This is a genomic window from Ktedonobacterales bacterium, assembly GCA_036557285.1.
Classification (GTDB): Bacteria; Chloroflexota; Ktedonobacteria; order Ktedonobacterales; family DATBGS01; genus DATBHW01.
On record DATBHW010000039.1, the window covers coordinates 1 to 14,552 of the forward strand.

At 62.7% G+C, this 14,552-nt stretch carries 11 protein-coding genes; 6 read left to right on the forward strand and 5 right to left on the reverse strand.

Annotation, left to right across the window (positions count from 1 at the left end):
* A partial coding sequence (locus VH599_10840; GenBank protein HEY7348801.1) for a hypothetical protein occupies positions 1-185 on the reverse strand: 185 nt, incomplete at its 3' end.
* Positions 186-575: 390 nt separating this feature from the next.
* Here VH599_10840 and VH599_10845 point away from each other — a divergent pair.
* Positions 576-1,109, forward strand: a complete 534-nt coding sequence (locus VH599_10845) for a hypothetical protein (protein ID HEY7348802.1) — start codon at positions 576-578, stop codon at positions 1,107-1,109.
* Between the two features lie 209 nt (positions 1,110-1,318).
* On the opposite strand, the gene VH599_10850 is transcribed toward VH599_10845, so the two are convergent.
* The 3 genes from VH599_10850 to uvrA all read right to left on the reverse strand — a co-directional run bounded on the left by VH599_10850 (position 1,319) and on the right by uvrA (position 7,767).
* On the reverse strand, positions 1,319-3,151 hold the full coding sequence (locus VH599_10850; protein HEY7348803.1) for an ABC transporter ATP-binding protein: 1,833 nt from the start codon (positions 3,149-3,151) through the stop codon (positions 1,319-1,321).
* Positions 3,148-4,929 carry an ABC transporter ATP-binding protein gene (locus tag VH599_10855; protein HEY7348804.1) on the reverse strand — a complete coding sequence of 594 codons (1,782 nt, stop codon included), beginning with the start codon at positions 4,927-4,929 and terminating at the stop codon, positions 3,148-3,150. The genes VH599_10850 and VH599_10855 overlap by 4 nt, the downstream gene beginning before the upstream one ends.
* Positions 4,930-5,217: 288 nt before the next feature.
* Positions 5,218-7,767 carry an excinuclease ABC subunit UvrA gene (uvrA, locus tag VH599_10860; GenBank protein HEY7348805.1) on the reverse strand — a complete coding sequence of 850 codons (2,550 nt, stop codon included), beginning with the start codon at positions 7,765-7,767 and terminating at the stop codon, positions 5,218-5,220.
* A 302-nt stretch (positions 7,768-8,069) separates the two neighbouring features.
* On the opposite strand from uvrA, the gene VH599_10865 reads away from it, so the two are divergent.
* Together VH599_10865 and ung are read left to right on the forward strand one after the other, a co-directional pair.
* Entirely contained in the window at positions 8,070-8,561 is a 492-nt protein-coding gene (locus VH599_10865; GenBank protein HEY7348806.1) for a DUF6220 domain-containing protein, read from the forward strand.
* A 347-nt stretch (positions 8,562-8,908) separates the two neighbouring features.
* Positions 8,909-9,586: a uracil-DNA glycosylase gene (gene ung / locus VH599_10870; GenBank protein HEY7348807.1), complete on the forward strand. Its 678-nt coding sequence runs from the start codon at positions 8,909-8,911 to the stop codon at positions 9,584-9,586.
* Positions 9,587-9,636: 50 nt separating this feature from the next.
* Here ung and VH599_10875 read toward each other — a convergent pair whose 3' ends face one another.
* Entirely contained in the window at positions 9,637-9,978 is a 342-nt protein-coding gene (locus VH599_10875) for an antibiotic biosynthesis monooxygenase family protein (GenBank protein ID HEY7348808.1), read from the reverse strand.
* A 203-nt stretch (positions 9,979-10,181) separates the two neighbouring features.
* On the opposite strand from VH599_10875, the gene VH599_10880 reads away from it, so the two are divergent.
* The 3 genes from VH599_10880 to VH599_10890 all read left to right on the forward strand — a co-directional run bounded on the left by VH599_10880 (position 10,182) and on the right by VH599_10890 (position 14,529).
* Positions 10,182-11,480, forward strand: a complete 1,299-nt coding sequence (locus VH599_10880) for an NAD(P)/FAD-dependent oxidoreductase (protein ID HEY7348809.1) — start codon at positions 10,182-10,184, stop codon at positions 11,478-11,480.
* Between the two features lie 353 nt (positions 11,481-11,833).
* The gene (locus tag VH599_10885) at positions 11,834-13,789 is read left to right on the forward strand and encodes a WD40 repeat domain-containing protein (protein ID HEY7348810.1); all 1,956 of its coding nucleotides are present in this window, start codon (positions 11,834-11,836) and stop codon (positions 13,787-13,789) included.
* A 65-nt stretch (positions 13,790-13,854) separates the two neighbouring features.
* Positions 13,855-14,529 carry a hypothetical protein gene (locus tag VH599_10890; GenBank protein HEY7348811.1) on the forward strand — a complete coding sequence of 225 codons (675 nt, stop codon included), beginning with the start codon at positions 13,855-13,857 and terminating at the stop codon, positions 14,527-14,529.
* Positions 14,530-14,552 lie beyond the last annotated feature (23 nt).

Consider the following 14,552-nt stretch of genomic DNA (forward strand, 5'->3'; position numbering starts at 1 on the left):
GCCGCCTGGAAGGCGGCGCTACACGCCTCCTCAGCCCCCCTCTCCTGCCGCCTGGAAGGCGGCGCCCACTTGTAGCGCCGCCTTCCCGGCGGCTCAACGCTGGCCTGCCGGGACGTTGGCCTGGAGGGCGGACGCTCGCTCTGGCGAATCGTTGGCCGCCTGGAAGGCGGCGCTACAAGTGACACATCTTGCCTGCCAACACCTCATGTGTATTGGAATTACTTTTGTCTACACCCCTTGACAGGTCGAATGAGAGACGGTATACTACTTTCATCGCTTCCCTGTGTTGTGTGTTTGTAGGAGTTGTCTCGCGGAATAGACAACTGAATAACGCGAATGGCATGGCGCAGCCGGTGAAGAAACACCGGCGCGCCACTCGCCCCAGCCCTGATCATACCAGGAGTGAGGCTGAGTGGTATTGTACGCTCAAAAAGCCAAAAACTGCTCGGCGGCTCTCTCCTGGAATGGGCGTCCGATAGGATATATCGGGCGGCCATGTTCGACGCTCGCGCGTCTCCAGGCGAGAGCCGTTTTCGCGTTCAACGCCACGCGCTTTGCGCGAAAGGAGCAGGTCCATGCGTCTCTTTGGGTCCAAACGGTCTGCGTTTCGTTCGGCTTTCTCTGGCTCGCCCTCGTCGTTTTCAGCCCCGCGCTTTGCTGCGCCCGCTGCCGCTGGCAATGCCAGCCGGAGGCAGACGCCGCTCTCTGGCGCTCGCTTCGAGGCGGCGCTGCTGCTGGCAGGGCTGCCCGCTGCGGGGCGCGAGTATCATATGCAGCGGCTGCTGGCGGCAGCAGCGAAGCGCCCGCCCTGGAGCGTGGGCGACGTTGGCGCCGACCCCGCCGAGCAGTTACAATCCTGGTGGCCGCTCGCGGCGGAGAAGATCGCGCAGCAGCAGCCGCGCGGCTTGCTCTTGATATTCCACACCGAACTGGAGGCGGGCCTGCGCAGCATGGCGACGCCGCTTGACCTGCTCAACCGCGTGGTGCGCGGCGTGTTCTTGCTGCGCCAGGGGCGGCGCGTCGGGCAGGTTTATCAGGAACTGGAGCGCCAGCTTGGCGACGAAAGCCTGGCGCTGGCGCAGGTGGCGCGGGTGTTTGTCGCGCTGTAGCCGCCGCCTGTACCGCCGCCGTCCCTGGCGGCGAATCGGTGGACTGCCGGGACGTGGGACTGTAGAGGGCAACGTTCGTGCTGGCGCAGCGCTGCGCCGCCAGGGACGGCGGCGGTACAGGCGCCCCGCAGCCCGGCCACCAGCCGCCTGGAAGGCGGCGGTACACGCAAGAGGCCGCCGAGACGGCGGCGGTACACGCGGGCTGTGCTTCACAGATCGCCCACCCACAGGCGCTGCATCTCTTCGCAGCGGGCCAGCAGATCATCTAAGCACCCTTCAGCCTCGATCTGGCCGTCCTTGAGGACCATAATAGAGTCGGCGCGGCGCAAGACCGCGTGCCGGTGGGAGACCACCAGGCAGGTTCGGGCCTGGACTGATTCGGCGCTCTGCTGGCCCGCTGGCGGGATGGCTGCGGCGAACAGGCGCTCCCAGAGGGTCTGCTCAGTCTCCACGTCCAGCGCGCTGGAGAGGTCGTCGAAGACCAGCAGTTCCGGCGTTCGCGCAAACATACGGGCGGCGGCGGTGCGCTGCGCCTGGCCGCCGGAGAGCCTGACGCCGCTGGGGCCAATGAGCGTTTCCAGACCCTGATCGAACGTCTCCACGTCGCGCTCCAGCGCGGCCAGGCGCAGCGCGGCATCCAGATCGCCCGGCTGCTCCGGCAGGCCGAGCAGGATATTGTTGCGCAGCGTGTCGCTGAAGAGCGTCGGCGTCTGCGCGGTATAGGCGCAGCGCGGCGGCGTAAAAAAGCGGGCTGGATCGCTCACCAGCGCGCCGTTCCAGCGGATGTCGCCGCGCTCTTTGGGCAGCAGACCCAGCAGGGCGCGCAACAGTGTCGTTTTGCCCGCGCCGACGCGCCCGGTGATGACGACCATCTGCCCGCGCTTGACCCGCAGGGCTATGCCCTCGATGCCGCGCCCGCTGGCGGGATGGCGATAGGTTAAATCGGTCACGTCCAGCCGCTCCAGCCGGTCTGTCGCTGTTTTGAGGATGGGCGGCAAAGTGGGCAGCGGGCCGCGCTGATAGATTGGCCCATACTCGACCAGGGCCGAAGGCGCTGCGCCGTCCAGCAGCGGCAGCAGCCGCTCGTGAGCCACTTTTGCCTGCTGATACATGCCAAGCGTCACCGCGAGTTCTTCGACGCTCAGCGAGATGAGGGGAAGATAGGAGACGAACAGGGCAAAATCGCCGACAGTGAAGCTGCCCGCGCGCAGCGCCTGGCCCGCCAGCAGCAAGACCAGGCCCACGCCAATATTGGCGGCGCTGGCGCTGAAGAGGTTCAGGCAGAGCGCGCTGAACAGGTTTTCGCGCAGCGCGGCCCTGCGCCTTGTCGCACTCAGGCTGGTCAGATGGGCGACGACGCGGCGCGCGGCCCCGGCGATCTGGATGGCCTGCGCCGCGCCAAACATCTCGCCCAGCGCGGCGCTGACACCGCCTGTTGCTTCGCGGCTGGCTCGGCGAAAGCCTTCGACGCGCCGCCCGGCCAGATGGACGCCCACGCTGATGAGCAGCAGCGGCAAGACCGCCGCGAGCGTGACGAGCAGGTTGATGCGGGCCATGATGACCAGTGCGACTACTGCCATCGTTCCCAGCCCGACCATAGCGATGATCTGAGCCAGCGTCCAGGCGATGCCCGCGCTGGCATATTCACCATAAATATCTTCGTGGAGCCGATTCGCCAGATCGCCAGGAGCGGCGGGCAGCGGGAGCGCGCCGGGGCGCTGGAGGAGGCGCGCGAAGAGGTTTTTTCTGAGCAGCGTGGCGCTGCTGTTCATGGGGAAGCGTTGGGTCACTACCGTACCTGTTACGGCGGCGATGCGCCCAATCGCCACGGCGACAAAGAGCGCGAGCAGGCGCCAGAAGCCCGCATCAAGCCCGGCACTGCCGCTGCCAGCAGGCGCACCGCTCAGCCGATCAAAGACCTGTTGCAGCACCAGACCAGGGGCCAGCCAGATCAACTGGCGAGGAAACTGCAAGAGGAAGGTGAGCAAATAGGACCAGGGCGAGAAGCGCACCAATCGCCAGAACACGTGCCAGGTCTTCACGCTAACAGCTCCTCTCGATCAGCGGTACGCAGCAGGCGCGCGTAGCGCGTGCCAGGATCAGCCGCCAGCGCGGCGCGTGGCCCTTCTTCTACGACGCGGCCTGTTTCCAAGATCAGGATGCGATCCACGCGCTCGACGGTTGCCAGCCGATGCGCGATGATAAGGCCGGTCCGATTGGCGAGCAGGCTGGCGGTGGCCTGCGCGATCAGGCGCTCGGTGGCCGGGTCGAGGCGCGACGACGCCTCATCTAAGATGATGACCTGGGGGTCTTGCAGCAAGACGCGGCAGAAGGCCAGAAGTTGGGCTTCGCCCGCCGAAAAGCCGCCATCGGGGCCAGACGTGGTATCCAGCCCACGCGGCAGCCGGGCGAACCATTCGCCCAGCCCCAACGTTTCGATAGCCTGTATCAGCCGGGCATCGGGGATGCTGGCGTCGAAAAAGGTCAGGTTATCGCGCACCGTTCCCTGGAACACCTGCACGTCCTGGGTGACCATGCCGATGCGCCGCCGCAGATCGGCCAGGCGCGCCAGGCGAATATTCTGCCCACTCAGCAAGACAGCGCCGCTGTCGGGATCGTAAAAGCGAAAGAGCAGGCGCGTGATCGTCGTTTTGCCGCTGCCGGTGTGCCCCAGCAGCCCCAAGACCTGCCCTGGCGCAAGCTGAAATGAGACCCGCGTGAGTACCGGCTGATCGGGAGCGTAGCGAAACGAGACATCCTGAAACGCCAGCGCCAGCGGTCCTTCAGGGAAACTGACGCCTGGCCCGTCTTGCAGGCGGAGTGGTGTGCGAGAGAGTTCCGCGATGCGCTCCAGCCCGGCCCTTGCCCGTTGCAGCGAATCTGCCTGGACGTTGATTTCCAGCACATTGCTGGTCAGCAGAGCGGTGTAGCTGTAGAGCAAAAAGACGGTACCAAGCGTCATTGAGTGCTGGAAGAATAGGAAGGCGCTCAGCGCCAGCGTCAATGCTGTGCCAAGCGTGGTGAGCAGCATGCTCGCGCTGACTGAAAGGGCGAAGAACAATTGGGTGCGCACCAGCGCGCGATGTAGGCGGCGCTGGAGGGCGAAGTAACGGCGCAGCGCGTAGGCGGCAGCGCCGCTGGAAACGAGGTCTTCCAGCCCGCCGAGATGTTCGCCCCAGAAGCCGCTCATTTCAGCCGTCACCTGGCGCGCCGCCTTGTAGACCGGAATCGCCAGACGCTGGACCCGGCGCAAGATGGGTATGAGTAGCGCGCCATAGACCGCCAGCGCCAGACCGATGCGCGCGTCTTCCCGCGCCACCAGAACCAGGACGCCCGCCAGCAGCGCGCCTCTCCCCAGCACGTTGATGACCACTTGCGAAAAGACCTCCGCGAGCGTGGCAACATCGCCATCTACGCGCTCCATGAGTTCGCCGGGCGTGTGGTTCTGGTGAAAACTGAGGTCGAGCGTCAGGCAGTGCAAGGCCAGATCGGAGCGCAGGCGGTTGGTGGCTGTCCAGCCGACATCTTCGCTGAAATAGCCCGCGAGGCCGGAGATTAGCTGCGCGCCGAGCATTGCGCTGAGAAAAAGCAAAGCCGCGCCGCTCAGTGTCGCCAGGCTGCCGCCGCTGCGGGCGCTATCAATGAAGGCGCGCAGGACTTGCGGGCCAACTAGCTCCAGGCCAATGCTGGCGAGGAGTAAGATTGTCATCAGCAAGACTTCAGGCCACTGCGGGCGCAGATACGTGACCAGCAGATCGAGGTGCTGCCGCCAGTTGATGGCTTTCGAGGGCAGGCTGGCCTGTGGGCCGGGTGTGGTCATGGCTGATTCTCCTGTTACACCAATGTGCTAACCGTCAATAACCTGAATGGGGGTTAGCATACCTGGACATGCTAACCATCAATAACCTGAATGGGGGTTAGTATGCCTGGACATGCTAACCGTCAAGTCCCCTCTCGATCTCCTGGGGAAACCATACTCTAAGCCAGACAAAAAAACATCGCCTGTTTGGGCGATGTGTACTACTGGATCAGTATGGTAAGATAGGGCTAGAAAACATCCGGTGGATACAATATTTCAGCTTGCTTGTTAATAAGATCAAGCTGAATGCTACTGCACTATTTCCCTCAAGCTCTGGCCGGTGTATGAACCAGGGGTTCTGGTGATCTGTTCGGGAGTTCCCTGAGCGATCAGTTTGCCGCCCCCCGCGCCGCCTTCCGGCCCAAGGTCAATGACCCAATCGGCTGCCTTTACCAATTCCAGATTATGCTCCACGACTATCACGGTGTTGCCTGCATCCACGAGGCGTTGGAGCACCCCCAGCAAACGCGCGGTATCGGCCAGGTGCAGGCCGGTGGTAGGTTCGTCGAGTACATACAGGGTGCGACCAGTGACACGGCGGCCCAGTTCCTTCGCCAGCTTGACGCGCTGGGCTTCGCCGCCTGAAAGTGTGGTGGCGGGTTGCCCAAGCTGGAGATAGCCCAGGCCAACGTCGGATAGCACCTGGAGGCGGGAGAGGGCAGCGGGAACATCCTTGAACAGCGTCAAGGCTTCTTCAATGGTGAGATCGAGTACCTGGGAAATGTCGTGATCACGGTAACGCACGGTCAGCGTCTCGCGGGTGAAGCGGCGTCCGTGACAGGCCGGGCAGCGCACTTCTACGTCAGGCAGGAAGTGCATGTTGATGGTCAGGGCGCCGACGCCTTCGCATCGCTCGCAGCGCCCACCTGGGACGTTGAACGAGAAGTGGCGGGCAGATAACCCAAGGCGGCGCGCTTCAGGAGTAGCGGCAAATGCTTCGCGGATCGGGGTAAACGTATCGGAATAGGTTGCGGCGTTCGAGCGCGGGATGCGCCCGATGTGATTCTGATCAATGGTGATGATCTTATCGAGATATTCGTAGCCTTCGATAGCGTCGTGTTCACCGGGGGCGTCGCTCGAACCATAGAGGCGCTGGCGGATGGCGCGGTCAAGGATGTCGAATACCAGCGAGGATTTGCCAGACCCGGATACGCCCGTCACAGCGACCAGCAAGCCCAGCGGTAGGCGCACAGTGATGTTCTGGAGATTGTGCTGGCGAGCGCCGCGTATGGTAATGGCTTTGTCGGTTGGCGCGCGGCGGCGCTGTGGGGCAGGGAAGGATGCTCGCCCGGCCAGGTAATCTCCGGTGAGCGACCCCGGCTGCTCGGCAATTTCAGCCGGTGTACCGGCGGCGACCACCTGCCCGCCGTGTTTGCCCGCGCCTGGGCCGAAGTCAACCACGTAATCTGCGGCGGAGATCATTTCCAGGTCGTGTTCGATGACGAGGACGGTGTTATCAAGATCGCGCAGGCGGCGCAAAACGTCAATCAGGCGGCGGGTGTCGCGGTGGTGCAGCCCGATGGTTGGCTCGTCGAACACGTACAGAACGCCGCTCAACCCCGAACCAAGCAAAGAAGCCAGACGCAGCCGCTGGGCCTCACCGGCTGAGAGGGTGGGCGACGAGCGTTCCAGGGTCAGGTAACTGGCGCCGACTTCGACCAGCCGCGCGATGCCCTCGTTCAGATCAATCAGGATAGGTTCGGCGATGATCATTTCATCGGGGCTGAGAACGGCAGGGAGAGCGTCCAGCCAGGCGCCGAGGTCGCCAAGCGACAGGCGCGAGACGGCGATGATGGTCTGCCCGTTGACAGTCACGGCCCGGCTTTCAGGGCGCAGGCGCGTGCCAGCACAGTCGGGGCAGGTTTGGGTGACGAGGAATTCTTCCAGCTTGTCGTGGTAATCGGCTTCGTGGATGTGTTCGTGGAGGTGTTCAGCGTAGCGGCGCAGGAGATTGGTGGTGATGCCTTCGAAGCGTCCCTGGCGGACGGTGGTTGGCGGCTCGATAGTTGGGAAGTGGCGGCGAAAGAGCGGGTTGTCCACCCCAAAGAACAGCAGGTCGCGCTGCGTCTGGCTATAGTCTTTGACCGGAAGCGAGAAATCGAATGCGAACCCGTAATGCGCAGCGGCTGCCTGCAAGGTGGCGATGTTGTAGTTGATGTGCAAATGGTGGTCCCACCCGGCAACGGCGCCATCAGGGATGCTCTTTTGCTCGTCAACCAGGCGCTTGATGTTGGCCTGATGGGTGCTGCCCAAGCCGGTGCAGGTTGGACAGGCCCCGGCGGGTTTATTAAAGGAAAAATGGGCCATGCCGATCTCTGGAATGGGCGCGCCGCAATGTGGGCAGGGAAAAGTTTCTTCTGGAGCGGATGCGTCGTCCGCGCTGGATTCGCTCTCCCATTCCGCGTTGGAAGGGTCGAAGGAAGGCGGGACGGTTTTTCCACAGGTTGGGCAGGGGCGGTGTCCCAGGCGAGCAAATAATACGCGCAGATAGGTATAGATTTCGGTGGTGGTGCCAACTGTGGAGCGCGGGCTGTGGTTGGTGAGATGCTGGTCTATGCTGATTGATGGGGAAAGCCCGGTGATGACATCAACCGGGGGCTTCGCCACTCCAAAGGCAACCATTCCGAGCGCCTCCAGGTACTGGCGCTGCCCTTCTTTGTGCAGGATGTCGAACCCAAGGGTGGATTTGCCCGAACCGGACAGGCCAGTCAGGACGACGAACTGGTTCTTGGGGATCGTAAGGGTGACATTTTTCAAGTTATGCAGCCGAGCGCCACGAATGGTGATGTGAGCAGTCATCTGACCTCCAGGATAGATAGGTTGGGGACAGAATGTGCGCTGTCTCCATAATGATTCTGTGAAGGGCGGCTTCACAGATTCTACCAACCTATAACCCATACAGACCATAAAGCGTATACAAGGGGAGCAGCCTGAACGTCTGGTGGCGGGGTTCGTAACGCGGTTCGTAACACTTTCGTCACGGACGTCGGGTATCCTGGGGGGAGAAGCAGTTTGGGGCATCGGCATAGAACGATGCGAGGCTGCTCCGTTAGCGAGAGATGCTTGCTGACGACGTTTGAGCGAGAAAGGTTATCCCTTTTATGCAGCCCACATCAGAAAAGCGCGCGGGCATCCATCCCCTGGTCCTGGGCGCGCGCTATGGCTTTCTTGTTGTCGCCTGGCTGTTTATGCTGGCTGTGGTCGCGCAGTTCTTCTTGATCGGCCTCAGCTTCTTCACCACGCTGGGCTTTGAGCCACATATCGAATTGGGCCACACGTTTTCTCTCCTGATCATTGTCCTGTTTTTGCTGTCCCTGGCCGCGCGGCTCCCGCTCAAGATCGTTGGGTTGATCGCGCTGCTGTTCGTCCTCTATGGCTTGCAGTATGTGTTTGCGGAGGTTGCTCAGGCTAACCCCAGCAGCCTGGGATGGTTGTTTGCGTTCCATCCCGTCAACGCGCTGATTATCTTCGGGCTGGGTACGTTCCTGGTGCGACAGGCGCGGCAGTTTCTGCCGAGGCCGTTGGGGACACTGGCGAGCGCGCAGCCGCCAGCCGCGCAGGTTCCCGCAGGCGCGGAAGTCGCTGGCGATTAACAGACAACCGCGCCCTGGGGCATACCGCCAGGGCGCGGTTGTCTGTATCAGCCTTGCGGGTTCCACCAATTATCGGGGGTCACTTGTAGCGCCGCCATCCTGGCGGCTAACGCTGCGCCCTGGCGAGCGTTCGCCCTCCAGGCCAACCTACCAGCAGGCCAACGCTGGCCGCCAAGATGGCGGCGCTGCCAGTAACACGCCTCGCTTGCCAACACCTCAGATTTGGGAGAACCAGCCTTGCGCGCCCTCTTTCCACTTTTAGCGGCCTGCGTTAGAATCATTCAGCAGGGGTTCAACTTTGGAGAAAGCTCCAGGCCGTTTGTGTAGTGTTCGAGAAAGAGCGCGCTATGAAGTTACCGCTTCCCGATGGCTGGCAGCCGCTGCTGGCTGATGAATTGGAGAAACCCTACTTCAAGAAGCTGCAAGCGTTTGTGGACGAGGAACGCCACACGCAGACCGTTTTTCCCCCGGAAGAAGATGTTTTTTCAGCCCTGGCGCTGACTCCCTACGCGCAGGTGAATGTGTTCCTGCTGGGTCAGGATCCCTATCACGATGATCATCAGGCGCACGGACTCTGTTTTTCGGTGCGCCCAGGCATCAAGCCGCCGCCGTCGCTGGCGAACATGTTTGTCGAACTGCGCAACGATGTGGGCTTTCGCGTACCCAACAACGGCTCTCTGGTTCCCTGGGCGAAACAGGGCATCTTGCTGCTGAACGCGGTGCTGACGGTTCGGGCGCATCAGGCCAATTCCCACAAAAATCACGGCTGGGAAACCTTTACCGATGCCGTGATTCGTAGGGTCAACGAAAAAAGCGAGCCAGTGATCTTTGTCCTGTGGGGGGCTTACGCGCAAAAGAAGACCGCGTTGATTGATACCAGCAGGCACACGATCATCCAGTCCGCGCATCCGTCGCCGCTTTCGGCGCGCAACGGGTTCTTTGGCAGCAAGCCCTTCTCGAAGATCAACGCGGCCTTGTGCGCCAATGGCAAGCCAGAGATTGACTGGCAGCTTCCCGATCTCTAATGTTGAGTGCTGGCCGCCTGGAAGCCAACGCTGTAGGTGGGTATCGGCGGCTATCCGACTACCGGGAAGGCTGCGAGTGGGGGCGGAGTCGCTGCCGAGGCGACAACCAGGCGATAGAGCGCCGGGTAGGCGGCGAAGGGCATCTTCCGGCGCAGCGCCTCAAAGGCTCTGGTCGCCTGGTCCCTGGTCGCTTCATAGAGCAGCGACGATTCCCATTGAGTGACCGCCACAAAGCGAAACTTTGCCGATGGGTCCAGACTTTCGTGCAGGTGGATTGACAGAGCGCCTGGGGCGCGCCGCATCTGCTCGGCGATTTCGTTCCATCCTTTCAGAAACTCCTCGTCCTTCCCCGCTGGTATCTCGAATGACGTAATCTCTTTGATGGTGTGCATGGGTGCGGCCCTTTCTTTGCTGACAACAGACTCATAGACAACAAAGATACGATGGTCTGCAAAGGCCATACCAGGGAGATGAACGCGGCCAGCGCGGGTTTGTCAAGAAACGCTCTTTCGCTCATCGGCCCGGCTCGTGTAAAATAAAGGTCCAACAAGGCGATTGTGCGCCTGAGTGGACCTGAGAAGAAAGGGAGCCGTTGATGCCGTTGACTGTCGGCCAGAAGGGTGACGTATACGATGTGATTGTCGTGGGGGCAAGCTTTGCGGGCCTGAGCTTCGCCAGCGTGGCGGCGGCGCGCGGGCTGCGCGTGCTGGCGCTAGAGAAGGATGCCGAGATTGGCGGCGTTGTGCGCACGACAGGTGTGCTCTTCAGCGATGTGCTGGATGTGACTGATGTACCCGCGCGCTATTTGATGAACTCGGTGCGCCGGGTGAGCCTGCGCGCCCCCAACCGCGCGGAGCCGATTGAGATTAGCGCCTCGGCCTATCGCTTTTATATGGTGGATGTGACGGGGATGCTGCGCTGGATGGCCGAAGAGGCCCAGGCGCGCGGCGCGACGATTCGCTCCGGCGCGGCCTTTCTGGATGCGAGCCGCGACGAGGATGGGCTGATGCAGGTGACGTTTGGCGCGCTACCTGAACACGAGGCAAAGGGCGTCACGCCTGGAACCCGCGAGACGGCGCGGGCGCGCTTGCTGGTTGGCGCGGATGGCCCGCGCTCGACAGTAGCGCAGCGCCTGGGGCTGGACCAGAACACCCACTTCCTGGCGGGCGCGGAATGGCTGGTGGAGGGCGTGCCGGTTGATCGAGAAACGTTCTTTCTGATTATGAATCACGATCTGGCCCCCGGCTATTGTCTGTGGCTCGCGCCGCATGGCGACCTCGCCGCGCTGGGCGTGGCCGGGCATCTGCGCAAGTTCAACCCCACCGAATCGCTGCGCGTGGCGCAAACGCTCTTTGGCGAGCAGATTGATATGAGCCAGATGCGTGTCGTCAAGCGCAAGGGCGGGACGATTCCGGTTGGTGGGCGGCTGCGGCGCGTCTATCGGGACGACGCCAGAGGCCGGGCGCTGCTGCTGGGGGATGCCGCCGGGCTGTGTGGCGCGGCCACCGGCGGAGGCATCTATCCCGCGCTCATCAGCGGGCGGCTGGCGGCGCAGGCGGTGGCAAATGAAATCCTCAACGGTGTGCCTGGCTCGGTCAAGAACTATCTGCGCGATCTGCCGCACGCCGGACGATTAGGCCATTACCTTCAGATTGAAGATTGGCTGCGCTGGGCGTTGGATCGCATTGGCTCCAATACGGACCTGACGGCGTTCTATGGCCTCTTTGGCACGTCGGAGGGTCATCAGGTGTTGCAGCGGACGCTGCTGGAAACGCCGATTATCGGGATGGACAGCGGGTTCTTCAGCATGATTCGTCTGCTGCTGAGCAAGCATCCACGCATCTATGGCTCGGCGGTGCGCATGGCCTGGCAGCGCGTCACCACGCGAGCATAATGACGGGCTGGCGCCCGCCTGTAGCGCCGCCAGAGATGGCGGCGCCTCGTTGGCTCGCTGGTCTGGTGGCCTGGAGGGCGCACGCTCGCCCTGGCGCAGCGTTGGCCGCCTGGAAGGCGGCGCTACAGGTACCACGCCCCCGCAGCCCCTGCCGCCTGGAAGGCGGCGCTACAGGTACCACGCCCCCGCAGCCCCCCTGCCGCCTGGAAGGCGGCGCTACAAGTGAGGCAGGCTCTTGTCCTCTTGTGCAAGAAGCTGTACAATGGCAGCGTGTGGAGCGGGTAGAAAGGCCCGGCGGGTCGAGCGTCTGGAGCCGGGTGGTCATATCCTTGCTATCGTGGGGTATATATGAGATGCGGAGCCTGCGGGCGCTCCGGCGCGTGCGGATGAACCCCCTCAACCGCGCTGATCGTTCTCATCGTCACCGGGCTTTTCGTCAGGCTTGGGGTCTGTGGGTGGCGCTGTTCGCGCTGATGCTGGCTGGCTGCGGCAAGCCGCTGCATCTGACACTGGATGGCCCTGGCCTGCATCGGGCCGTTGCCCAGGGCGGCCAGAGCGCGCTGCATTTCTGGTGGCTGCCCCCCACTGCGCAGGCTCCCACTGCGCGTTTGCTGCTGTGGGATGGGGCCAACGTGGGCCTGAGTGATCCGGCGGCTGCCGATCAGCGTTTTAAGTCGCTGACCAACGGGCCGAACTGCGCTCAGGTGGCGGTGGCCCCGGATGATCACGCTTTTGCCTGTGGATTGATCGGCGCAGATGCCCATATGGCGCTGGTACAATCACTGATTGATGTGGACCATCCACCCCTGGCGCTGCTCGATGAGAGCGCGCCAGTCGCCTGGTCGCCGGACAGCCGCTTTTTAACGGCGCTGCGCCTGGGTGTTTCTGAGTCTGGCGCTACCTGCTCTGTGGTGAGGATTGATACCAGTCTTCCCGATCTGGTCGAGGGCGCTGAGCAGGATTTGCTGGATGGCATCCCCCTGACGACGATCAAAGGCGCCAGCGTCTGCCCGGTCATGGCGCTGGCCTGGTCGCCTGATGGCGCGCGGCTGGCGCTTTCGCTGGCGGCGTCTCGTGGCGTGGTATTGGAAGTGCTGGCGCTGGGCGCGCCGGACCAGCCTCCTACGATTGAATCGCGCTATCTTTTGCCGGGGCAGCCGCTTCAGGTGGTGGATACTCCGGCTGTTCCTTCGCTCTTCTGGTCTTCGGATGGGCAGTTGTTGGCGGCGCTGACCGGCTATGAAGCATCCAGCGAAGATGGCCTCTTTTTGTTCTCGCTCGGCCAGCAGGCTCCGTTGGTCGGCCCCAACCTGATTGATTCCGGCTCCGGGGCGGCGCTGGCCTTTTCCCCGGATGGGCGCTGGCTGGCGGTGGGAGCGGTTGGCCCGACCAAAGGCGGCGATAATGCTCAACTGCGTGTCTTCGATACGCAGAGCCGCCGCTGGGATGCGCTGGCCTCTATGTTTGTCAATGGGCCGACGCTGGCCTGGTCCCCCGATAGCGCGCTGCTGGCGGCTGCCAGCAGCGCGCAGCAAGGCGAAGTGATCTGGAATTGGCCCGCGTTCACGCTGAACAGCGTGCTTCCCAACCCGACGCTTGCCGATGTCGAGCAGCTTGGTTGGGCGCAAGATACTTCTGCCCTGTTCTTTGCGATGGGGTCGCACAGCAGCGCGCCATTCTATGATGAAGTCTATGTTCAGAGCTTCCCCGTCCCGCCAGGGGCCAGCAGTTTTGCCTTCCCCGGCTGGTTTCTGGATGCGCTCCAGATTCTGCCACAGGGGCTGGTCTGGTTCGGCGTGACGCTGGGCGCGCTGATGGCGCTTACCCTGGCACTGTCGCTGCTTGATCGCGGCAAATCGCGCCGCAGGCGCGCGTTCATCGGCTGGACGCTGGGCGTTTGCGTTGTCCTGTTCGGGCTGCTGCTGCTCAGTTATGATCGGCTGCCTGGATGGCTGGCCGGCCTCTATCAGCCCTACAGCGAGCGTGTCTGCCAGGGCGCGCCGATTCCTTGCGCTCCGGGCGCTCTGCTGGTGGTGGGTACGCTGGGTGGGGCGCTGCTGCTGGGGCTGCTGGTGATTGTCTCTGGCGCGCTGCTCACCAGCCGGAAGGGTCAACCTGTACCCGGCGAAGGCTTGCCCAGGCCGGTCTATCGTGGCCCTTTGAGAGAGCAGCCTGCTCAAGAGGAGGAGCCGCCCGCGCTGCTGCCTCCGCCTATTGACGAGCAAGATACGCTTGAGCTTGAGGCGCTGCCCCTGGCGCCCGGCAAAGATGTTGTTGTTGAAATGGAAGAACAAGACGGGCAGAATTGAATCATTGATAGGTTTCCATTCGTCTTTCTTCCAGAATCATAGTGTCTTATGCTAAGGATTGTTGGATGATGATAAAAATGGGTATGGCTTTCTGCCTCAACTGGTTGGCGCGCCATCAGCCTGGCCGCGCAGCGTCGGGCCGGGCGCTGGGCGCGCTCTTGCTCTTGCCGCTGGCGCTGGCGGCGTGTAACGACACCCCACCGCTCCCGCCCACTGATACCCCGCTCAATCAGCTTCACTGGTGCGATAAACAGACGCTGCTCTTTCAAGACGCCAGCCAATCTCCACCGGCTGCGTTGACGGACTGGGAGCAGGTGAGGAGCGCCCTCGATTTCACCGTGTATCTGCCCCAGACGCTTGCCAAGGGAAGCTGCCTGGTCGCTGGCGAGGCCATTATTCACGATAAAGTGCTGGGCAGCAGCTTTGGCGTCAGCTATCTGCTGCCCAATGGAAACTCGCTGGCGTTCTCCGAAACAGCCGTCAGCGGCGAGGCCGCGCCGACGTTCCAGTGTTCACCCAGCACCGGCACGACTACCGAGACTCCTACCCCCACGCCCACCAGCACAGGGACTCCGACGCCAACCACTCCCACGCCTGGCCTGGGGAACAGCGTGACGCTGCTCTGCCTGGGGTCGAAAGCGAAGACGAATATCGTGATTGACAGCAGTGAATCGGAAAAAGACCTGCAAACGCTCTTTAGCGGCCTGCAAGCCAACGTTGATTGGATTCCGAAGAGTTAAGGGAAGACAGGCAGAGAGGGGGG

Coding starts and splice junctions, on each gene's coding strand:
- VH599_10845 (HEY7348802.1), top strand. CDS start 576: ATGCGTCTCTTTGGGTCCAAACGGTCTGCGTTTCGTTCGGCTTTCTCT.
- VH599_10855 (HEY7348804.1), bottom strand. CDS start 4,929: ATGACCACACCCGGCCCACAGGCCAGCCTGCCCTCGAAAGCCATCAAC.
- uvrA (HEY7348805.1), bottom strand. CDS start 7,767: ATGACTGCTCACATCACCATTCGTGGCGCTCGGCTGCATAACTTGAAA.
- VH599_10865 (HEY7348806.1), top strand. CDS start 8,070: ATGCAGCCCACATCAGAAAAGCGCGCGGGCATCCATCCCCTGGTCCTG.
- ung (HEY7348807.1), top strand. CDS start 8,909: ATGAAGTTACCGCTTCCCGATGGCTGGCAGCCGCTGCTGGCTGATGAA.
- VH599_10875 (HEY7348808.1), bottom strand. CDS start 9,978: ATGCACACCATCAAAGAGATTACGTCATTCGAGATACCAGCGGGGAAG.
- VH599_10880 (HEY7348809.1), top strand. CDS start 10,182: ATGCCGTTGACTGTCGGCCAGAAGGGTGACGTATACGATGTGATTGTC.
- VH599_10885 (HEY7348810.1), top strand. CDS start 11,834: ATGCGGAGCCTGCGGGCGCTCCGGCGCGTGCGGATGAACCCCCTCAAC.
- VH599_10890 (HEY7348811.1), top strand. CDS start 13,855: ATGATGATAAAAATGGGTATGGCTTTCTGCCTCAACTGGTTGGCGCGC.